Source organism: Pseudarthrobacter sp. PH31-O2, assembly GCF_030063265.1.
Taxonomy (GTDB): Bacteria; Actinomycetota; Actinomycetes; order Actinomycetales; family Micrococcaceae; genus Arthrobacter.
In genome coordinates, this window is record NZ_JASIST010000007.1 from 177644 (window position 1) to 198698 (window position 21055).

22 protein-coding genes and 1 riboswitch are annotated in these 21055 nt (G+C 67.0%); of the genes, 20 read left to right on the plus strand and 2 right to left on the minus strand.

Going from position 1 to position 21055, the window contains the following annotated elements; translation table 11 throughout:
• Positions 1-50 precede the first annotated feature (50 nt).
• A complete protein-coding gene (locus tag QMG72_RS12560) occupies positions 51-896 on the plus strand; it encodes a cytochrome (protein ID WP_226773552.1) in 846 nt (281 codons plus the stop codon).
• Between the two features lie 587 nt (positions 897-1483).
• On the opposite strand, the gene QMG72_RS12565 is transcribed toward QMG72_RS12560, so the two are convergent.
• On the minus strand, positions 1484-3241 hold the full coding sequence (locus QMG72_RS12565; protein WP_226773553.1) for an HNH endonuclease signature motif containing protein: 1758 nt from the start codon (positions 3239-3241) through the stop codon (positions 1484-1486).
• Positions 3242-3522: 281 nt separating this feature from the next.
• Between QMG72_RS12565 and def the strand changes: the two genes are divergently transcribed.
• The 12 genes from def (at position 3523) to hisF (ending at position 13948) form a co-directional block, all read left to right on the plus strand.
• Positions 3523-4104: a peptide deformylase gene (gene def / locus QMG72_RS12570; protein ID WP_283480672.1), complete on the plus strand. Its 582-nt coding sequence runs from the start codon at positions 3523-3525 to the stop codon at positions 4102-4104.
• Positions 4101-5021 carry a methionyl-tRNA formyltransferase gene (gene fmt / locus QMG72_RS12575; RefSeq protein WP_283480673.1) on the plus strand — a complete coding sequence of 307 codons (921 nt, stop codon included), beginning with the start codon at positions 4101-4103 and terminating at the stop codon, positions 5019-5021. The genes def and fmt overlap by 4 nt, the downstream gene beginning before the upstream one ends.
• Positions 5018-6643 (plus strand): RsmB/NOP family class I SAM-dependent RNA methyltransferase, encoded by a 1626-nt coding sequence (locus tag QMG72_RS12580; protein ID WP_226773556.1) that lies wholly within the window; start codon positions 5018-5020, stop codon positions 6641-6643. Before fmt ends, QMG72_RS12580 begins: the two co-directional genes overlap by 4 nt.
• Positions 6644-6719: 76 nt before the next feature.
• Positions 6720-7376 (plus strand): ribulose-phosphate 3-epimerase, encoded by a 657-nt coding sequence (gene rpe, locus QMG72_RS12585; RefSeq protein WP_226773557.1) that lies wholly within the window; start codon positions 6720-6722, stop codon positions 7374-7376.
• Between the two features lie 100 nt (positions 7377-7476).
• Positions 7477-7627: riboswitch (FMN riboswitch) on the plus strand.
• A 155-nt stretch (positions 7628-7782) separates the two neighbouring features.
• Complete coding sequence (gene ribD / locus QMG72_RS12590; RefSeq protein ID WP_283480674.1) at positions 7783-9075, plus strand: bifunctional diaminohydroxyphosphoribosylaminopyrimidine deaminase/5-amino-6-(5-phosphoribosylamino)uracil reductase RibD; 1293 nt, start codon at positions 7783-7785, stop codon at positions 9073-9075.
• Positions 9075-9731 carry a riboflavin synthase gene (locus tag QMG72_RS12595; RefSeq protein WP_282359827.1) on the plus strand — a complete coding sequence of 219 codons (657 nt, stop codon included), beginning with the start codon at positions 9075-9077 and terminating at the stop codon, positions 9729-9731. The genes ribD and QMG72_RS12595 overlap by 1 nt, the downstream gene beginning before the upstream one ends.
• Positions 9732-9763: 32 nt before the next feature.
• Positions 9764-10453, plus strand: coding sequence for a 3,4-dihydroxy-2-butanone-4-phosphate synthase (gene ribB, locus QMG72_RS12600; protein WP_283480702.1), 690 nt, complete (start codon positions 9764-9766; stop codon positions 10451-10453).
• Positions 10454-10466: 13 nt separating this feature from the next.
• Entirely contained in the window at positions 10467-11165 is a 699-nt protein-coding gene (gene ribA, locus QMG72_RS12605; RefSeq protein WP_226773560.1) for a GTP cyclohydrolase II, read from the plus strand.
• A gap of 79 nt (positions 11166-11244) precedes the next feature.
• Positions 11245-11730, plus strand: a complete 486-nt coding sequence (gene ribH, locus QMG72_RS12610; RefSeq protein WP_226773561.1) for a 6,7-dimethyl-8-ribityllumazine synthase — start codon at positions 11245-11247, stop codon at positions 11728-11730.
• Between the two features lie 157 nt (positions 11731-11887).
• Entirely contained in the window at positions 11888-12151 is a 264-nt protein-coding gene (locus tag QMG72_RS12615; RefSeq protein ID WP_024367461.1) for a phosphoribosyl-ATP diphosphatase, read from the plus strand.
• Positions 12152-12285: 134 nt separating this feature from the next.
• Entirely contained in the window at positions 12286-13128 is an 843-nt protein-coding gene (gene hisG / locus QMG72_RS12620; protein WP_226773562.1) for an ATP phosphoribosyltransferase, read from the plus strand.
• Positions 13129-13171: 43 nt separating this feature from the next.
• Positions 13172-13948 carry an imidazole glycerol phosphate synthase subunit HisF gene (gene hisF / locus QMG72_RS12625; protein WP_253033081.1) on the plus strand — a complete coding sequence of 259 codons (777 nt, stop codon included), beginning with the start codon at positions 13172-13174 and terminating at the stop codon, positions 13946-13948.
• Positions 13949-14039: 91 nt separating this feature from the next.
• Here hisF and QMG72_RS12630 read toward each other — a convergent pair whose 3' ends face one another.
• Positions 14040-14684 carry a TIGR03085 family metal-binding protein gene (locus QMG72_RS12630; RefSeq protein ID WP_283480703.1) on the minus strand — a complete coding sequence of 215 codons (645 nt, stop codon included), beginning with the start codon at positions 14682-14684 and terminating at the stop codon, positions 14040-14042.
• A 171-nt stretch (positions 14685-14855) separates the two neighbouring features.
• Here QMG72_RS12630 and hisI point away from each other — a divergent pair, with 171 nt between their 5' ends.
• From hisI to trpA, 7 genes are all read left to right on the plus strand, one after another.
• A complete protein-coding gene (hisI, locus tag QMG72_RS12635; RefSeq protein ID WP_226774832.1) occupies positions 14856-15314 on the plus strand; it encodes a phosphoribosyl-AMP cyclohydrolase in 459 nt (152 codons plus the stop codon).
• 108 nt (positions 15315-15422) lie between these two features.
• Complete coding sequence (locus QMG72_RS12640; protein ID WP_283480676.1) at positions 15423-16988, plus strand: anthranilate synthase component I; 1566 nt, start codon at positions 15423-15425, stop codon at positions 16986-16988.
• Positions 16985-17617 carry a Trp biosynthesis-associated membrane protein gene (locus QMG72_RS12645; RefSeq protein ID WP_226774834.1) on the plus strand — a complete coding sequence of 211 codons (633 nt, stop codon included), beginning with the start codon at positions 16985-16987 and terminating at the stop codon, positions 17615-17617. Before QMG72_RS12640 ends, QMG72_RS12645 begins: the two co-directional genes overlap by 4 nt.
• 78 nt (positions 17618-17695) lie before the next feature.
• Positions 17696-17986, plus strand: a complete 291-nt coding sequence (locus tag QMG72_RS12650) for an HGxxPAAW family protein (protein WP_226774835.1) — start codon at positions 17696-17698, stop codon at positions 17984-17986.
• 2 nt (positions 17987-17988) lie between these two features.
• Positions 17989-18807 carry an indole-3-glycerol phosphate synthase TrpC gene (gene trpC / locus QMG72_RS12655; RefSeq protein ID WP_253033077.1) on the plus strand — a complete coding sequence of 273 codons (819 nt, stop codon included), beginning with the start codon at positions 17989-17991 and terminating at the stop codon, positions 18805-18807.
• Between the two features lie 95 nt (positions 18808-18902).
• Positions 18903-20228: a tryptophan synthase subunit beta gene (gene trpB, locus QMG72_RS12660; RefSeq protein WP_283480677.1), complete on the plus strand. Its 1326-nt coding sequence runs from the start codon at positions 18903-18905 to the stop codon at positions 20226-20228.
• On the plus strand, positions 20225-21052 hold the full coding sequence (gene trpA, locus QMG72_RS12665; protein ID WP_283480679.1) for a tryptophan synthase subunit alpha: 828 nt from the start codon (positions 20225-20227) through the stop codon (positions 21050-21052). Before trpB ends, trpA begins: the two co-directional genes overlap by 4 nt.
• The last annotated feature ends 3 nt before the right edge of the window (positions 21053-21055 follow it).

Genomic DNA, 21055 nt, shown 5'->3' on the forward strand with positions numbered 1-21055 from the left:
AGCGGATCGCGGTGTTCTGCACTGTCTTACCCCCGTGAAAGAGTCTTGTTATGACCGCCCCACTTCTTGCCCACGCCACGGATCACGGCCGGATGTATGCCCGGTCCACGTCGGAGCAGTTTTCCGTGCCCTCGATTACCACAGTGATCGGCCAGCAGCCCCATGGCCTGGACGGCTGGTTTGGCTACATGGGCGCCAACAGCCTCGCCCAGGACCCCGGGTTGCCCGGTATTCTCGGCAGTCCGGCCAAGCTTCGCCAGGCGGTGAGCCGTGCCGCCAAAGCGGCCGGAACCTACCGCGACGATGCCGCGAAACGCGGAGACCGGGTGCACAACTATTGTGAGCAAGTGGCTTTGCGTGCCTTGGGCCGGCCGCACCAGATGAAGGAAACCCGCGAGGCCCTCTCCGAGAACGGTGAGGAAGCTTTCGCGGCCAGGTTCGACGAGTGGTGGGAACTCTTCCAAGTGGAACCCGTTGCCCCGGAAATCACGGTCTGGAACAAGACCGTAGGCTATGCCGGGACCTTGGACCTTGTCGCCAGGATTAACGGCCGCACCTGCCTCATCGACTACAAAACCAAGGGCACCAGCCGAGATGGCACAGTCAAACCACTCGATGACAAAGTGGTGATGCAGCTCGTGGCCGGCATGAAGGCCGAGGAAAGCCTGGTGGATCCCGTGGCAGGGGAGTGGGAAGCCTGGCAGCACGGTGAATCCCCGATCCTGTTAGCGGTGGCGATTGGGCAGACTGAAGTCCGTCCGCTGCGCGCCAACCCTGACGTCCTCAAGCACCATTGGTGGAAGTTCTGCGCCCTGCGGCGCGTCTGGGAAATGTCCGCCGACACCACAGCGGCCGGAACTGCCCTCCTGCCGATCGCGCCGCCGGTAGCCCGCTGAGGTGGCTCCGGGCGCCGTCACGTCAGCGTCATCGTTTCCAGGCGTCGCTGCGGAACTCCGCCACCTGGATGTCAGCAGAAACAGCGGTTCGGACGCAGCCAAGCGTGGCATTTCGCGGCGCCGCCTCGGAATACCCTGCTCGGACTCTGGATCTAGGCCAGCCAGGGGTATCCGTACGTCACTGGGAGCGAAGACCGCTTTCTGCTCGCTTAAGTCATCAGGCGAGTAGTCAACAGGGGTCGGCGTTTCAAAAACGTTAATTCCCGGATCGGCGGAGCCGTGCAAAGGATATGCCGCGTCGTCGGCTAGGCGGTTCAGGATCTGCCAAAGAGGAACTTTAGTTGGGGGCCGAACCCAACCACCGCCAGCTGACTCGAGCCGAGCCTTGACTTCCCGGTAGTCGATGGGGTCTAGAAGGTGCGTGCCAGTGACAAACGTGGCAGCCAGTACCCCTGGATGCCAGGCATCGGCCTACCCTAAAACATTCGGTCCCCGGTGGCAGGAACGCGGGGCACCAATCCGCATGCGCCGTGCATGGGCCAGCCGACACCGTGCTTGTGGCTATGCCGTGTATCTGCCTGGCAGAGCTAACTGGCGGTGAATTCTGTGCTTGCAAGGTGGAAGTAGGTGTTGCGCCGGGGTTGCTGGCGTGGGTCGACGTGCGGTGGCGGGATGAACCAGGGAACCCCGGTGCGGACCTGGATGGTCCATTGCTCCTTGTGGATTACATGGTGATGGTGCGAACACAGCAGGGTTCCGTTGTCAGTTCCGGTAGTGCCGCCGCGTGACCAGTAGTCGACATGGTGGGCCTCGCACCAGGACGCCGGGATTGTGCAGCCGGGGAACGCGCAGCCCTGGTCGCGGGCGATGAGGGCTTTGCGGATGTGCGGCGGGAATACCCGTGTGGCCCTGCCGATGTCGAGGACCCTGCCTTCGCTGCCGAGCAGCACCGGGATGATGTCCGCGTCGCAGGCGATCTTCCGTGCCGTGGCGGCGTTGACAGGCCCGGAGAAGAGCAGGGACCCGGTATGGGCCATCGTCCGGCCGGCGGAATCACTGGTGCCGGCCTGCCGGTTTGCACGGCTGGTCTGGTTTGAACGGCTGTCCTGGCTGGTTCGGAGCAGGGCCAGTAGCCCGCGGTAATCGATGGTGACCATAACCTGCGGCCTGAGTCCACCCGCGGCCGGCAGGGATCCCGTGGCGAGGGCGACCTTGCAGGCTCCGACCAGGCCGTCCAGCAGCCTCTGTGGGCGCGAACGAAGGTCCAACTGTGCTGCCGCGGCCCCTCCGAGACCCGGATCACCCGACGTTCCTGACGCACCCGACGATCCTGACGCATCCGATGCACCTGACGCTTCGGCGTACACTGCAGCGCTGGTCCGCGGGTTGGTGGCAGTGTTCATGACGGTGAGGAGGTGCTCGAACTGTTCGGTGGTCGCGAAGATTTCCAGGTGCGCGAGGCCTTGGCGGGGTTTGCGGATGAAGGCGCCCTGGAGTTGGCGGAGCAGTTCTTCGGAGGGTTCGGCGCCGTCCTGATCAATCGCATCGGTCCAGCTTCGGGCCACGCGGGCGAGGAAGTCCGGGTCGTTGTCCGCGGCGGTGCGGGTCAGCGCGTGCTCCATCCGGGCGGCGGTTGCCTCGTCGCAGACGTGCCGCACCCGGTCCAGGGCCAGGGTGATGATGGTCGCGGACCGGGACGGGACCTCTCCGGCTGCCACCGTGGCACCAAGCTCGGCGCGCAGCGCAGGCAGGTCCTGCCCGGTGAATCCCTGCCGGGGCAACAGGGTTCCGGCGAGGCAGAGCCGGCGCCGGGCCTCCGCGGAGCTGATCCGCAACCGCGCCCTTAGGAACTCCGTGACGTTCCGGTACCCGTCGTCCACCGCAACAGCCGGGGCCGGCGCAGCGTCCAAGGATCGCCGTGCCGGTTCGCCCCAAGCCGCGCGCTCCAACCCGGCCGCGACCTCCCGGCCGGCAGCACGAACCTCGGGTTCTGCACCCGCACCCGCACCCGTGCCGCAGCCGGCCCCGGTGCCGGGGTCCTCCCGCCAGCCCGTGGTCCACGAGTTGCCAGCGACAATGCCTGCTGTTGTGGCCGCCGCCTGCTTCCGGGTCCGTTCCACCGCGCCGGTTGCCACAACCTGCAAATACTCCACGACCCGCGAGAGCTCCTCTACGGTGCCGGCGAAATCCGACGCTGACGCGAACCCGAGCCCCGCAGCAGCTTCGACTGCCGTCGAGCCCACTGCGCGGAGTGTGGCAAGGGCATCATCCACTCCGGACTGCCCGGCCGGAGTTACGCGCCGGTCCGTGTCCCGGACGGTGATGAAATCCCTGCTGGCTTCCATATAAACATTCTGCTCGGGGGGTCTGACATTTTGCGCGACACAGCCTTGGCGACTCCGTGCGGACCGCAGATCCCCGCCCTAATCCCGGCCCGCTTCCCTGCCCTCAGAACGGACCAGCCCCGGCATCCGGAAGCCACAGCCAGTCAAACCGGACACCTACACCGCGCGAGCAGACCATCGATCCACCCGGACGGATTTGCTGGCCGCGTCCGGGTCAAGGGCTGATGTGCAACTAAACTGGACTGGATCCCATCGCCGCCCACTGTAAGGACAGACTGCACATGGCCATTTTGAATATCCGCATCATCGGGGATCCTGTGCTGCGCACAGTTGCCGATCCCGTGACGGAGTTCGGGCCTGAGCTGGCGAAGCTTGTTGCCGACATGACCGAAACCATGGAAGACGTCGAAGGTGCGGGCCTGGCCGCACCCCAGGTCGGCGTCAGCCAGCGGGTCTTCACCTACCGGATCGGCGGCGTCGAGGGACACATCATCAACCCTGTGCTGGAGAACAGTGCAGACTTCCAACCCGACGAAGTTGAGGGGTGCCTCTCCATCCCGGGTCTTGGTTTTCCGGTCCGCCGCCGGCGCCACACCCGTGTCACCGGCGTGGACCTGCACGGAAACCCGGTCACGGTGGAGGGCGAAGGAATGCTGGCGCGGGCCTTCCAGCACGAAACGGACCACCTGGACGGAATCCTCTTCACCGACCGGCTGGAGGGCGAAGACCGCAAGAGCGCACTGCGCGCGATCCGGAACGCCAACTACGACTCCATTACGGAGCAGACCATGGCGAAACGGGCCAGGACAGTCGGCACCAGCTTCGGTTCCGGCAGTTTCGGCTCTTTCGGCAACTCCCAGTGAGGGTCCTTTTTGCCGGAACACCGGCCGTGGCTGTGCCCTCCCTGGATGCGCTGGTGGCGGCGGGTTTTGACGTTGTCGCCGTCCTGACCCGGCCGGACGCGCCGCTCGGGCGCAAACGCGTGCTGACGCCGTCGCCAGTGGCTTCCCGCGCCGCGGAACTGGGCATCAAGATCATCCATGCCTCGAAAGTCGACGACGCCGTGACCGCAGAAATAGCGGCTGCCGCCCCGGACGTCGCAGCAATTGTGGCCTACGGCGGGCTCATCCCGCGGGTGGCCTTGGACATTCCCCGCCATGGCTGGATCAACCTGCATTTCTCTCTGCTGCCGGCCTGGCGCGGCGCGGCTCCCGTGCAGCGGTCCCTGATCGCCGGCGACGACGTCACCGGCGCGGTCACCTTCCTGCTGGAGGAAGGCCTGGACACCGGCCCGGTGTTCGGTACCCTGACCGAAGCAGTCCTGCCGGAGGACACCGCCGGTGCCCTCCTCGAGCGGCTGTCCCACAGCGGGGCCGTGCTGCTGACCCAGACCCTGTCCGCGGTGGACGCAGGCCAAGCCGCCGCGGTGCCGCAGCAGGGCGACATCAGCGCAGCCCCCAAACTGACCCTCGACGACGGCCGGCTCGATTGGCAGCAACCGGCCCTGGCCATCGGACGACGGGCGCGCGGGGTCACCCCTGAACCCGGTGCGTGGACTACCCTCGGCGGCCAGCGGATCAAGCTGGAACCGGTATTGCTGCGGCCAGCGGGCCGCGACCTGGAACCGGGTCAGCTGGCACTGGCGGGTCAAGGAGTGCTGGTGGGCACCGGTTCGCACCCGGTGGAACTCACCCGGATCCAGCCGTCAGGCAAAAAAATGATGACCGCCGCTGATTGGGCGCGCGGACAGGCAACACTGGAAAGCGTGGTATTCGAATGAGTGAGTCCGGGACGAGCGGCCGGGGCAACGGCCCCCAGCGCGGCGGTTCAGGCGGCCAGCGCGGCGCCGGACAAAGCGGTGGCCAGGGCGGCCGCGGCCGCGACGGCAGCCATCGGAATGCTCAGGGCCGGGAACGGAACCGTGGTCCGCAGCGCGGTTTCACCGAGAACGCGCCGTCCCAGCGAACCCGCCGGGCGGACCCGGCCCGGCTTGTGGCCTTCGAAGTGCTGCGCGCGGTCGCAGCCGAGGACGCCTACGCGAACCTCGTCCTCCCCGCCCGGATCCGGCACCACGGCCTGGACAAGCGCGACGCCGGGTTTGCCACGGAACTGAGCTACGGGGCCCTGCGTGGCCAGGGAACCTATGACGCCATCCTGGCCCGCTGCGTGGACCGGCCTCTGGACCAGCTGGACCCGGCGATCCTTGATGCGCTGCGGATCGGGGCGCACCAGTTGCTGGCCATGCGGGTCCCCGCCCACGCGGCGCTGGACCAGACAGTGGGCCTGGCCCGCGCGGTGATCGGCGCCGGGCCATCGACCCTGATTAACGCCGTGTTGCGCAAGGTGTCAGCCCGAAACTTTGAGGAGTGGCTGGAATTGCTGCTCAGCGATGAGACGGATGAGACCAAAAAGGCAGCCATCCGCTACGCACACCCCGAATGGATTGTCCGGGCGCTCCGGCAGTCCCTGGTGGCCCACGGGCGTCCCGTCAGCGAAATCGGTGACCTGCTTGAAGCGGACAATGCCGCTCCCGTGGTCAACCTTGTGGCGCTGCCCGGGCTCGGCAGCCTGGACGAGGCGCTCGAAGGCGGCGCCACACCCGGGGAACTCGTCGAAGGCTCGGCGCTCTCCAGCGGCGGAGACCTCGGCCGGCTCGCGTCCGTGCGGGAAGGCACCACCCGTGTTCAGGACGTTGGCTCCCAGCTCGTGGCCCGGGCCCTGGCCGCCGTCGACCTTGGCGGCAGCACAACGAGGACCGGCGAGGGAGGAACCGGCGACAGCACCGCCGGGTCGGAAAGTCCGGCTGAACGATGGCTGGACATGTGCGCCGGACCCGGAGGCAAGGCAGCCCTGCTCGGCGCACTGGCCCGCGAACACGGGGCCACCCTGCTGGCCAACGAGCCCGCCGCGCACCGCGCGAAGCTCGTCCGGCAGGCCCTCGCCGCGGTCCCGCACGAAGTCTGGCATGTGCGCACCGGGGACGGCCGCGAGGTGGGCACCGAGATGCCGGAAAGCTTCGACCGTGTCCTGGTTGATGCGCCCTGCACCGGCCTGGGCGCCCTGCGCCGCCGGCCGGAATCACGCTGGCGCCGGACCCCCAAGGACCTGACGGACCTCGGCCCGCTGCAACGGGAACTGCTCAAGTCCGCAGTGGACGCCGTGAAGCCCGGCGGCGTGGTGGCCTACGTGACGTGTTCGCCGCACCCGGCGGAAACGACCGCAGTTGTGAGCGATGTGCTGCGCAAACGCGACGACCTTGAACTGCTCGACGCCGGTGCGGTGCTGGACAGCGTCAGCCTCACCGGCCACCTCGACGCCGGACACGAGCTCACTGCCCAGCTGTGGCCCCACGTGCACCGGACCGACGCCATGTTCCTGGCGCTAATCCACAAATTAGCCTGAGCAACACGAAATACTGAAGCACTAAAGAGCAGCGACCCGCACCGGGACATCCGAGCAGAATGACAAGGAATTCCACATGGCCACGTGCTGCATCAACCCGAGCATTCTTTCCGCCGACTTCGCGAACCTCGAAGGAGAACTGCGCCGGATCGGCAACGCGGATGCGGTCCATGTCGATGTGATGGACAACCACTTTGTGCCCAACCTCACGCTGGGCTTACCTGTCGTTGCACGGCTGCAGGAGGTCAGCCCGGTGCCGTTGGATGCCCACCTGATGATTAACGATGCGGACCGCTGGGCTCCGGCGTACGCGGAGGCCGGGGTCGCGTCGGTGACTTTCCACGCCGAAGCCTCCATCGCGCCGATCAAGCTCGCGCGTGAGCTCCGGGCCCGCGGCGCGAAGGCCGGGATGGCCCTTCGGCCGGGCAGCGCCGTCGAACCATACCTTGACATGCTCGGGGAACTGGACATGCTGCTGATCATGACTGTGGAGCCGGGCTTCGGTGGCCAGGCCTTCCTGGACCTCACGCTCCCCAAGATCCGCCGGGCCCGCGCGGCGATCGACGCGTCCGGCCTCCAGGTGGCGTTGCAGGTCGACGGCGGAATCACCGAGGACACCATCCGCCGCGCCGCGGACGCCGGTGCCAACGTGTTCGTCGCCGGCTCCGCCGTCTACGGTGCCGAGGATCCGGGAGAGGCCATCGAACGGCTTCGGGCCGCCGGGCAACGCTAACGCTGAGGCCGGCAACGCGGGCGCCAAGGACCAACGCCGTAACATCCGGTCGGGGGAATACCCGCGGCTGCCCGGCGGTTGTGCCAGAATAGCTACACACATACGTGCTCCGGGGTCGGTGTAAGTCCGAACCGGCGGTTATAGTCCGCGACCCGCGCGCCGGCGCCTCCCTCGGGAAGATAGCCGGCAAACGGTTGAACCGGTGGAACTCCGGTACCGACAGTTAAAGTCTGGATGAGAGAAGCACGTACAGCTGTTACTGCGGAGCCCTGCCGGCGCCGCGGAATGTTGCTGTCGTATGCCCCCGGAGCCATCGCGCTTTTGAGGGAAGGAACGGCAACCAGATGTACTCTCTGCGATGGCTCTTGACCACCACCACGGTTTGCGAAAGCCCGGTGAGGTGTTGATGAGCGTCCTGAATACCACGCCCGATACGACGGTCGAGGCGCTGGCCGCTGCAGGCTTCAGTACCGCCGAGCTTGCCGCCATGGACGCCGCCCTGGCTGCGGCGCTGCAGGGGCCGCGCGGCGCGAACCCGCTGGTTGGCGCGGTCGTGATTTCCGCCGCGGGAACCCCCATCGTCACCGGCTACCACCGCGGGGCGGGCACCGCGCACGCCGAAGCGGACGCCATTGACCAAGCCAAAGCCGCCGGCATCGACCTCAGTGGCACCACGATGGTGGTCACACTGGAACCGTGTGACCACCGCGGGCGCACCGGGCCGTGCACCCAGGCGATCATTGAAGCCGGTATTACCGACGTCGTCTACGCGGTAGATGACCCACACGACCCGGCGGCCGGTGGTGCGGCCACGCTACGCGGAGCGGACGTCCGCGTCCGCTCCGGGCTCTGCGCCGAGGCCTCGCTGGACATGAACCGGCGCTGGTTCGACGCCGTTGCTGCCGCCCGGCCCTTTGTCACCCTGCACATCGCCCAGACCCTCGACAGCCGGATCGCCGCCAGCGACGGCACCAGCCAATGGATTTCGAGCCCCGAATCGCTGGCGGACAACCATGCCCTCCGTGGCCGGATCGACGCAATCCTGGTCGGCACACAAACGGTCCTGGTCGACAACCCGCGGCTCACTGCCCGGGGACCGGACGGGAAACCCGCCGGCCGGCAACCGTTGCGCGCTGTGATGGGTTTGCGGGGGATCCCCGAAGACGCCGCCGTTCACGGCTCCGACGGCAAGGTGCTGCACTTGCCCACCCGTGAGCCGTTGGAGGCCCTGGAGGCGTTGTTTTCCACCGGTGTCCGCCACCTTATGGTCGAAGGCGGCTCCCGGATCCTAAGTGCTTTCCTGGCCGCCGGGCTCGTGGATGAACTGATCGTCTACCTGGCCCCAACCCTGCTCGGTTCCGGAACTCCGGCCCTGGACGACCTGGGCATCTCCACTTTGGCGAACGCCCAGAGGTGGGACTGGGATCCGGCGTCCGGCGGCGCGGTTCAGCTGCTTGGCAGAGACCTGCGGCTGCACTTGAGCCCCACGCCAACCAGCCCCACGCCAACCGGCCCCACGCCAACCGGCCCCACGCCAACCGGCCCCACGCCAACCGGCCCCACGCCAACCGGCCCCACGCCAACCGGCCCCACGCCAACCACCCCGGCGGGGACCGGCAACGCGCCGGCTGCCCACAACTCTTCAGCCGATTCAACCCCGTCCCGCGCAGGCGCGGACACCGCCGCAGGAGGCAACTGATGTTCACCGGAATTATTGCCGAGCAGGGGAAGGTGTTGTCCGTTGAACGCAATGGTGACATCAGCGCCACCGTCCGGCTGCACGCTCCCGCCAGCACCGAGGGGCTGGCCCTAGGCGGATCCATCGCCGTCAACGGCGTCTGCCTCACGGCCACGGCGATCGACGGCCGGGACTTCAGCGTAGACGTGATGGGCGAGACGCTCACCCGCAGCACAGTAGGCGAGCTTGCCCCCGGGGACCCCGTTAATCTCGAGCGCTGCGTGCCGGCCGGCGGCCGGCTCGACGGGCATGTTGTCCAGGGCCACGTCGACGGCGTCGGGCAACTGCTCGAACGCGAGTCGCTGGGCAATTGGGACCGGCTGCGCTTCGGTGTTCCGGTGGGGTTGGCCCGCTATATCGCGGAGAAGGGCTCGATTGCCGTCGACGGCGTGTCGCTAACCGTGACGGCGGTGAGCCCGGCCGCCGAACCGGCCCCGTGGTTCGAAGTGGGGCTGATCCCCACCACACTCTCCGACACCGGACTGGGCGCCAAAGCACTTGGCGGGCGCGTGAACCTCGAAGTTGACGTGCTGGCGAAGTACACTGAGCGCCTGCTCGCCTTTTCCGGCGCTGCAGCCGGGGGAGCAGCAGTACGCGCGGAGGGGGCAACAGCGTGAACACCGTCAAGGACATTCCTGCCCGTCAAGGCATCCTTAGCCAAGCCGGCGACGCGGCCGGGCCCGCACCCGTTACCGCGCCGGCCGGGCTCGACCTGATTGAAGACGCCGTCCGCGCAATTGCCGCCGGCCGTCCCGTCCTGGTGGTGGACAACGAGGACCGCGAAAACGAAGGCGACATCATCTTCGCCGCGCAGCATGCCACGCCGTCGCTGATGGGGTGGACCATCAGGTACAGCTCCGGTGTGATCTGCGTGCCGCTCGAGGGCGGCCGGGCCGAGGCCCTCGCGCTGCCTCCGATGGTTGACATCAACGAGGATGCCAAGGGCACCGCCTACACAGTGTCCTGCGACGCCGCGCTGGGCGTGAGCACCGGGATCTCCGCCACGGACCGCGCCCTGACAGCCCGGATCCTTGCCGATCCCGGGAGCCAGCCGGCGGCTCTGACCCGCCCCGGGCATGTTTTTCCGCTCCGGGCCGTTAACGGGGGAGTGCGGGAACGCGCCGGGCACACCGAAGCGGCTGTAGAACTGTGCAAGCTGGCCGGACTCGAGCCCGTGGGTGTGATTGCAGAAGTGGTGTATGACAACGGAGAGATGATGCGGCTGGACGGACTTCGCGGCTTCGCCCTTGAGCACGGCTGCCCGCTGATCTCGATTGCGGATCTGGTGGCCTACCTCGAGGCGGCGCAGCCCGCCGGTCATCCAACGGACCCCGTTTAATGGAGGAGAAACGATGACGACGTCTGAAGCACAAGAACAGCTGGCGGCCGAACACCTGCCGCATCCGGTCAGCGCAGGCCCGATCGTCCAGCTGCCCACGGCCTTCGGCAACTTTGTGGCGCAAGCCTGGACCGATCAGGCCACCGGCGCCGAGCACCTGGCCGTCAGCTCCCCGCTGCCACCGGTCGACGGGCAGGCTCCGCTGGTCCGCTTGCACTCTGAGTGCCTCACCGGAGATGTCTTCGGCTCGTACCGCTGCGACTGCGGCGAGCAACTCGCGTATGCCCTCGAGATGATCAACGAGTTCGGCGGAACCCTGCTGTACCTTCGCGGCCAGGAGGGCCGGGGAATCGGCTTGGCGAACAAAATGAAGGCCTACGCCCTGCAGGAGGCAGGCTTCGACACGGTCGAGGCCAACGAACAGCTCGGACTGCCCGTGGATGCCCGCAGCTACCAGGCCGCGGCACAGATCCTCGCGGACATGGGCCTCCACGAGGTCCGCCTGCTGAGCAACAACCCGGACAAACAGGACCGGCTGGCGCAGGCCGGGGTCCGTGTTGTGGAGATGGTGCCCACCGAAGTTCCATCCCGCGAGCAGAACATCCGGTACCTGCAGACGAAAAAGGACCGGATGGACCACCGGCTGGTCCTGGACGTGCAGCCGGTGGCGCCGGCATCGGGTCCGGGCGGCTTCGAGAACAGCCACGACTGACTAACCGGCAGCAGCCCGCCACGGGCCGCTCCCACGTTTTGACACGCACACCACAACTGAGCAGAACAAGGATTCCCAGATGAGCGGACACGGCGCACCACAGATTGACCTCAGCACCTTTCAGCCGGAGGAGACCTCCCGGCTGAAACTGGCCATTGTGGCAGCGAGCTGGCACACCCGGATCATGGACGGGCTTCTGGAGGGCGCCCTGCGCGCAGCGAAAGACGCCGGCATCGACGAGCCGACAGTGCTTCGGGTCCCCGGCACCTTCGAACTCCCCGTCGCCGCCGCCCGGCTGGCACCGCACTTCGACGCGGTGGCCGCGCTCGGCGTCGTAATCCGCGGCGGCACCCCGCACTTCGAGTACGTCTGCGAAGCAGCCACGCTCGGACTGACGGAAGTCTCCGTGCGCACCGGCGTTCCGGTCGGCTTCGGTGTGCTGACCTGTGACACGGAACAGCAGGGTATTGACCGGGCGGGGCTGCCCGGCTCAACCGAGGACAAGGGCCACGAGGCCGTCACCGCCGCACTGGCGACAGCGGTGACGCTCAAACAATTCAGCTAAGCCGCGGCGGTTGGGGTCCGGCCGTACCCCGGGCAGCGCAGGCCGGACCCTGGGCAGCCCCTGCCGGACCTTGCGGACTGTGTCATCGCCCACATCCCGCCCGTCACGGAACGGCCCGGCAGGCACCCGCCCCCCTCGAGGAAGTAGGCTTGCGGGTGTGAAGAATTTCGAATCGCTGTTCGCAGAACTGAGTGAAAAGGCAGCCGTCCGTCCGGAGGGTTCCCGCACCGTCGCCGAACTGGATTCCGGAGTCCACGGCATTGGAAAAAAGGTCGTGGAGGAAGCAGCCGAGGTCTGGATGGCTGCCGAGTACGAATCCGATGAAGCCGCCGCTGAAGAAATCTCCCAGCTGCTCTATCACCTGCAGGTTCTGATGCTGGCCAAGGGACTCAGCCTGGAAGACGTCTACAAGCATCTCTAGCCACGTCCGCTCCGGAAACCGGCAGGCCGTGCCTGCGAACCCGGTGTACTGCGTGGCCCGCTGTGCCTGAACCGACAATTCCCGGACGGACTGTTTCTGAACGGACTTCGTCCCAACCAAGAGAGACCTTCCCCATGCTCAGAGTTGCCGTCCCGAACAAGGGATCCCTGTCCGAAGCTGCCTCCGCCATGCTCGCCGAGGCCGGCTACCGCCAGCGCCGCGACACCCGCGAACTGGTCATGGTTGACCCGGACAACGACATTGAATTCTTCTTCCTCCGTCCGCGTGACATTGCCGTCTACGTCGGCCAGGGAACGCTCGACGTCGGCATCACCGGCCGAGACCTGCTCCTGGACGCCGAAGTTGAAGCCGCGGAACTGCTTCCGCTCGGCTTCGCCGCCTCCACCTTCCGCTTCGCCGGCCCGGTCGGCGACTTCACCGCCGTCGAAGAGCTTGAAGGCAAACGCCTCGCCACCAGCTACGACGGACTGCTCCGCGGCTACCTTGCCGAGCGCGGCATCAACGCCCGGGTGGTCCGCCTTGACGGCGCCGTTGAGTCCTCCGTCCGGCTCGGCGTCGCGGACGCGATCGCCGACGTCGTTGAAACCGGCAACACCCTCAAAGCAGCAGGCATGGAGATTTTCGGCCAGCCGATCCTGCGCTCCGAAGCCGTGCTGATCGGCCGCGCCGGCGAGCGGAACGCCGCCGCCGAGGTACTGATCCGGCGCCTGCAGGGTGTTCTCGTGGCGCGGCAGTACGTTTTGATGGACTACGACATCCGCAAGGAGCTGGTGGAAGCAGCAGCAGCCCTGACCCCTGGCCTGGAATCGCCCACAGTGTCGCCGCTGCGCGATTCGGACTGGGTTGCCGTCCGCTCGATGGTGCCGAAGAAACAGACAAACGCGATCATGGACGAACTATACGACCTGGGTGCCCGCGCCATTCTGGTGAGCACCATCCACGCCTGCCGCATCTGAGCGGCGTCGGAAATTTTTTCGTGAGCCAATACCAGGAGAAGTCATGGCTGTAGCTGTCCGCGTTATCCCGTGCCTTGACGTCGATGCCGGCCGCGTCGTCAAGGGCATCAACTTTGAAGGGCTTCGCGACGCCGGCGACCCTGTCGAACTCGCGCACCGGTATGACAACGGCAGCGCGGACGAGCTGACCTTCCTGGACGTCACGGCCTCATCGGGTAACCGGGAGACCACGTTCGACGTCGTCAGGCGGACCGCGGAGGAAGTCTTTATTCCACTGACCGTCGGCGGCGGCGTCCGTGGTGTTGCAGAAGTGGACAGGCTCCTGCGCTGCGGCGCGGACAAGGCCGCCATAAACACCGCTGCCGTCGCGCGTCCCGGGGTGATCGATGAGATTACCCGGCACTTCGGCTCCCAGGTCCTCGTCCTGTCCCTCGACGCCCGGCGCACCCGCCCCGGCTCGCAGCCCACCCCCTCCGGCTTCGAGGTGACCACACACGGCGGCCGGCAAGGCACCGGGATCGACGCAATCGCATGGGCCCGTGAAGCTGCCGACCGCGGGGTCGGCGAAATCCTGCTGAACTCGATCGACGCCGACGGCACCAAGGACGGCTTCGACCTGGAGCTCATCCGCTTGGCGCGGGCAGCAGTCAAGGTTCCGCTCATTGCCTCCGGCGGAGCCGGGAAACCTGAGCACTTCCCGCCGGCGGTGGCGGCCGGCGCGGACGCTGTCCTCGCCGCGTCGGTCTTCCACTTCGGACCGCTGGACATGATCGCCCAGGTCAAGGCAGCCATCCGGGCAGCAGGGTTCGACGTCCGCTAAGCGCAATTACGCAAAAAGAAGGTTGGTCGCGCCTGGGCCACGCCCGCAGGGTCCGCTGGCCGAGCTTGCGGGGTGAGGGCGTTTGCGGGGCCTAGAGCCCGACTTCGGCTGACTGCAGGAGCGCGACGGCGTCCGGCTGGCCTTCGAAGGTTACGAGCGAATGTCGGGTCCGGCCGTGGGCGTGCATCAGGAGCTCGCCCGGCTCGCCAACGATCGCCACGGATACCGGTGCGCGCTTGGCGACGTGCCGGGGGCCAGAAGGGCGCACCAGCACGATGCCCAGGTCCACGCCGCGGTACAAGATGGCGGCGCGCTTGATCAGATCGTCCCAGAGGGCGTCGGAGTAGTCCTCGTCCAGGGCACGGGGCGCCCAGCGGTCGACGGCACGGCGGACGTCTTCCGTGTGGACGAAGTATTCGATCAGGTTGGCGCTTTCGTCCAGGGCCTTGATCTTCATTGGCGAGAACGCGGAGGGACCGGTACGGAATAACCTCACCAGCTTGGTGTACTCCTCCGGCGCCGTGAGCTTCGCTGCCAGTGCGGCCGTGGCCTGGTCCGATGCCTTGGCCAGCCGCTTCACCAGCAGCCCCAGACCAACAGCGGCCTTCCGCTCGCGCAGGTACAAGTGCGCGGCAAGGTCCCGGGTTTGCCACCCGGCACAGAGCGTGGGGGAGTCAGGGCCGGCCGCGAGCAGGGTTTCGGCCAAGAATTCTCGGGAGGGATCGACGAAATGCATCACTTGTGAAACTAGCACGAGACAGCGGCTCGTGTGCACTTGAATTGCCGTAGTTTTGGCATTAGCGGCCCCGATCTTATCGCGGTGGCGCCGATCCTCGGCGGACCGCGCTGCAAGCGGACCGCGGGCCAACTGGGCGCCGGCCCGAGTGAAGGCACTAGACTTGAGCTGATGTCTGAGCAGCCCGCCCCCGCCCTTGGTAGTGCCCACCCGCTTGATGGATCTCCGGATAACGGGGACGCCGTCGCCGCGACTGTTCCTGCCGCGCCGGCGGGCCCGCTCCCCGCAGGGCTCGCCGAAGCGTTAAAACGCGACAGCGCCGGGCTGGTCGCAGCGATTGTGCAGCAGTTTGACACCCATGAAGTGCTGATGCTGGGCTGGATGGACGACGAGGCACTTAGCCGCACCATGACCAGCGGGCGGGTGACGTTCTTCTCCCGCTCCCGCCAGGAGTATTGGCGCAAGGGCGACACTTCCGGTCACGTGCAGTGGGTCAAGTCGCTCGCCATGGATTGCGACGGCGATGCGCTGCTGGTCCGGGTGGACCAGGTCGGTGCCGCCTGCCACACCGGGACCCGGACCTGTTTTGCGGGCCGCGATCTCGACGCTGTCACCGGCCCCGCCGACTGACCCGGCAGTTGACCGCGGCGGACAACCGCACCGGGGCGGCGCCGCTATCCGGCCACAGCCAAGCAACCATCAGGACCACCACTGAAAGAACAGGCGGAAATCACAGCCATGCAGGACCTTGGAATCATTAGCCCAAGCCTGGCGGAGTTCCGTGAACTCGCAGGCCACAGCCGTGTTATCCCCGTCCGGCTCAAGGTGCTGGCTGACGCCGAGACCCCGATCGGGCTGTACCGCAAACTCGCCCAGGGCCAGCCCGGAACGTTCCTGATGGAATCCGCGGCTGTCGGCGGCGCCTGGTCCCGCTACTCCTTCATCGGTGCCCGGTCCCGGGCCACCCTAACCACCAAGGACGGTCAGGCGCACTGGCTCGGCGAACCGCCGGTCGGCGTCCCGCTCGGCGGCAGCCCGGTGGACGCGGTCCGCGACACCGTCGAGGCCCTCCGCACCGACCGGTTCGAAGGCCTGCCCCCGTTCACCTCCGGCCTGGTCGGATTCCTCGGCTGGGAAACCGTCCGGCACTGGGAAAAGCTGACCAGCCCGCCCGAGGACGACCTTCAGCTGCCCGACATGGCGCTGAACCTCGTCACTGACATGGCCGTGCACGACAACATGGACGGCACCGTGCTGCTGATTGCCAACGCCATCAACTTCGACAACAGCACCGAGCGCGTCGACGAGGCGTGGCACGACGCCGTCGCCCGGGTCAAGGCCCTGCTGGCCAAGGTCAGCGCCCCCGTCCGGCAGCCGGTCTCCGTGCTCGACGCCGCCGCACTCGACTTCGCCTCGAGCGTGCAGGAACGCTGGGAGGAAGCGGACTACCTCGCCGCCCTGGACCGCGGCAAGGAAGCGATCGTCGACGGCGAAGTGTTCCAGGTGGTCATCTCCCGGCGTTTCGAAATGGAATGCGGCGCGGATCCGCTGGACGTCTACCGGGTTCTGCGGAATACCAACCCCAGCCCGTACATGTACATCTTCAGCCTCGAGGATACTGCCGGCAGGCAGTACTCCATCGTCGGGTCCTCCCCGGAAGCACTCGTGACCGTGACCGGCGAGGACGTCATCACCCATCCCATCGCCGGGTCCAGACCGCGGGGCAAAACCGTTGAGGCGGACACGGCGCTGGCTGAAGAACTCCTCGCCGACGAAAAGGAACGCGCCGAGCATTTGATGCTTGTGGATCTCTCCCGCAACGACCTGTCCAAGGTCTGCGTCGCCGGATCCGTTGACGTGACCCAGTTTATGGAAGTCGAGCGGTTCAGCCACATCATGCATCTGGTTTCCACAGTGGTGGGCAAACTGGCCCCCAACGCCACCGCCTACGAAGTGCTGAAGGCGACATTTCCCGCCGGAACGCTCTCGGGCGCTCCTAAACCGCGGGCGTTGCGCTTGCTTGACGAACTTGAGCCGCACCGCCGCGGGATCTACGGGGGAGTGGTGGGCTACCTTGACTTCGCCGGCGACATGGACATGGCGATTGCCATCCGCTCTGCCCTGCTGCGGGAAGGACGCGCCTACGTGCAGGCCGGTGGCGGCATTGTGGCCGACTCCGTCAACGCCGCCGAGGCGCTGGAGACGGTCAACAAGGCCGCCGCCCCGATGCGGGCCGTCCACTCTGCCCGGTCGCTGCGCAACATCACGGCGGACTCGATTTCCATTCCCGGGACGCAGCCATGAGCGGCACCGTCGTGAAGAGCACCAGCCCGGTGGTTCCGCGCTGGGCACGTAAGTCCACCCTGGTCCTGGCCATTACGGCGCTGGCACTTGCCGTCTTTGGCACCACAACGCAGGGCTGGCTAACCGTCCACCTCGATCCGGCCCAGCTCGGGGCGGCCGTCAGCAGCCAGGACGGCCTGCACGTGCAAGGCAGCAAAGCCGCCACCACAGTCACGGCACTGGCCCTGGTGGCACTCGCCGGCGGCCTGGCCGCGTCGATTGCCGGCCGGATCGCCCGCTGGATCATCACCGCGCTGATCCTGCTCGCCGCCGCCGGCATCGTCGGCGCCGCCGTGCTCGTCCTCGCGGACCCGGCGGCCGCAGCCCAGGGCTCCATCGCCGCCGCCACCGGAATCTCCGGCAGCGACGTCCAGGTGGACGTGACGGTGTTCCCGGTCCTCGCCGTCGTCGCCGGCGTCCTGCTGGGGCTCAGCGCGTTGCTGATCATCCCCGCAGGCCGCTTTTGGCGCTCGCGCACAAAATATGACACCGCGGCAACTGCCGCCGCCGGCGGGGCTGCGGCGCCGGCCGGCCCAACTGACGAGATCGACAGCTGGGACCGGTTGTCCCGCGGTGACGACCCCACTTGAGCCGATGCCGCGGGCGCGGCCAATTACACGGACAATAAATGGCAGAATGTAAGCAGTATTTACCCTGAGGAGATTCCCATGAGCAATGCCCCTGTTTCCGCCCCCAAGCCGGCTGCCGGAACCGGCTACTCCTACGACGACGTGGACCACAGCGAACCGACGGGCCACGGCAACAGCCCGGCCGCCTGGACCACCGTCCTGGTGATGCTGGTCGGCGCGCTCATTATGTCGATCGCCTTTGTTATCGCCAACACCCCGATCTTCATCGCGGGTGGTGTGGTGATGGCGATCGGCCTGGTCATTGGTTTCGCCATGCGCAAAGCCGGATACGGTGTTGGCGGCAGCAAGCTGAAGAACGCCGGCCACTAAGGGTGAGCGTTCTCGATGACATCAATGCCGGTGTCAGGGAGGATATGGCTGGCCGCCAGCGCCTTGTGACGCTCGCAGAACTGAAGGAGCGCGCGGCTGCAGCCCCGCCTGCTCGCGACGCCTGGACCGCCCTTGGCGGCGCTTCGGCAAGCCGGGAGCAGCTGAAGGTCATCGCCGAAATCAAGCGCCGGAGTCCCTCCAAAGGCGACCTCGCCAGCATCGCTGACCCCGCATCGTTGGCGGTGCAGTACGCCGACGGCGGTGCCGCCGCGATCAGCGTCCTGACCGAACAGCGCCGCTTCAACGGCTCGCTGGCCGACTTCGACGCCGTTCGGGCAGCCGTGGACATTCCGCTGCTGCGCAAGGACTTTATGATCGACGAATACCAGATCTGGGAGGCCCGGGCACACGGGGCCGACCTGATCCTGTTGATCGTTGCGTCCCTGTCCGACGCGCAACTGCGCGAGTTCACGGCCCTCAGCCGCGAACTCGGGATGAACGTACTCGTCGAGACGCACACCGCCGGAGAAGTCGAACGGGCGGTTGCTGCCGATGCCCGGATCATCGGGGTTAATGTACGCAACCTCAAGACACTCGACGTCGACCGTGCCGTCTTCGCCGAACTCGCCGGAAACATCCCCGCCGGTGCGCTGGTCATCGCGGAATCGGGTGTTCGCGGCGTCGACGACGTCCGGCACTATGCCGCCAACGGCGCCAATGCCGTCCTCGTGGGCGAAACGCTGGTCAGCGACGCGACCCCGCGGGAGCGGATCGCCGAATTTATGGCCGCAGGAGCAGAAGAAATCGCCGCACGTTCCTGATCCGTGGTCCGGCCGGGCAATGCCCGTCCGGAGGCGGTCAGGGCTTCCGTGCGGCCCCCAGATCAAATAAGCAGTGGAACAGGATGGTGAGACTGATGGTCGATGCGCCAGCAGCCAACTCAGGCGAAAGCACCGTGGACGCGTTCCTGCAGGGTGGAGAATCCCTGCGGCATGCCCCCGGACCCTACTTCGGCTCCTACGGCGGCCGATGGATGCCGGAATCACTCATCGCGGCCCTGGATGAGCTGGAAGACACCTTCGAGAAGGCCAAAGCCGATCCCGAGTTCACCGCAGAAATTGCGGAGCTGAACAAGAACTACTCCGGCAGGCCTTCGCTGCTGACCGAAGCCAAGCGCTTCGCCGAGCACGCCGGCGGGATCCGGCTTTTCCTCAAGCGCGAGGACTTGAACCACACCGGGTCGCACAAGATCAACAACGTCCTGGGCCAGGCACTCCTTGCCAAGCGGATGGGCAAGACCCGACTCATCGCCGAGACCGGCGCCGGGCAGCACGGCGTCGCCAGCGCCACTGCCGCCGCCCTGATGGGCCTGGAATGCGTTGTTTACATGGGCGCCGAAGACTGCCGCCGGCAGGCCCTGAACGTGGCCCGGATGGAGCTGCTCGGGGCCACTGTCATTCCGGTGACCAACGGCTCCCAGACCCTCAAGGATGCCATCAACGAGGCGCTGCGCGACTGGGTGGCCAATGTGGACAATACGCATTACCTGCTGGGCACAGTTGCCGGGGCGCACCCGTTCCCGGCCATGGTCCGGTACTTCCACGAGGTCATCGGCGAGGAAGCCCGCGCCCAGATCCTGGCGCAGACCGGCCGCCTGCCCGACGCGGTGTGCGCCTGCATCGGCGGCGGCTCCAATGCCATTGGCCTCTTCCACGGCTTCCTGGATGATCCTTCGGTGAAGATCTACGGATTCGAGGCTGGCGGCGACGGCGTCGAAACCGGCCGCCATGCCGCCACCATCACGCTCGGCAAGCCCGGAGTGCTGCACGGCGCACGCTCCTACCTGATGCAGGACGACGACGGCCAGACCATCGAATCGCACTCTATTTCGGCAGGCCTGGACTATCCCGGCGTCGGACCGGAGCACTCTTACCTCGCGGACATTGGACGGGTGAGCTACGAACCGATCACGGACAGTGAAGCCATGGACGCCTTCCGCTTGCTCTGCCGCACCGAGGGGATTATCCCGGCGATCGAGTCCGCGCATGCGCTGGCCGGTGCCATCAAGGTGGGCCAGCGGCTCGCTGCCGAAGCCGGGCCCGGAAGGGCGGCCGAGAAGATCATGATCGTTAATCTCTCCGGCCGCGGCGATAAGGACGTGGCTACCGCCGCCGAATGGTTCGACCTGCTGGATAAGGATTCACCCGAACACGAGATCGCCGCCGAAGGGGAACAGCTGTGAATGACCTGACCGACGCCGGGGCAGCCCGGACCGCCAGCAAGTCCGCTGCGGCCATTGACCGCGCCAAGGCCGAGGGCCGTGCAGCTCTGATCGGCTACCTCCCGGCCGGTTTCCCCAGCGTGGAAGAAACCATAGCAGCCGGCATCGCCCTTGCGGAGAACGGCGCGGACCTGATCGAAATCGGCATCCCGTATTCGGACCCGGTGATGGATGGCCCCGTCATCCAGGCAGCGACGACGCAGGCCCTCGCCAAGGGCTTCCACGTTAAGGATGTCTTCGACGTCGTCCGCGGCATTACCAGCAAGACTGACGCTGCGGTGCTGGTCATGACCTACTGGAATCCCGTTGTCCGGATGGGTGTGGAGGACTTTTCCCGCCAGCTCGCCGAAGCCGGGGGTGCCGGTCTCATCACCCCGGACCTGATCCCGGACGAAGCCGCCGAATGGATGGCCGCTTCGGACAAATACGGCCTGGACCGGGTGTTCCTGGTGGCGCCGTCCTCCTCACCGGCGCGGATGAAGCGCACCGTTGACGCGAGCCGCGGCTTTGTCTACGCCGTCTCGATCATGGGCGTCACCGGGGCCCGGACGTCGGTCAGCTCGGCGGCCAAGGACGTCGTCGCGGCCGCGCGCGCTGCCGGCGCTGCACGGGTTTGCGTGGGACTGGGCGTCTCCAACGCGGACCAGGTCCGCGAGATTGCCGCCTACGCGGACGGCGTGATTGTTGGCACCGCGCTGGTCGTGGCCATCGGCGACGGCGGCGTCGATGCGGTAGCGTCCTTGACGAAAGACCTCAGTACCGGCCTCACCAGGGAAGAAGTTTAAACA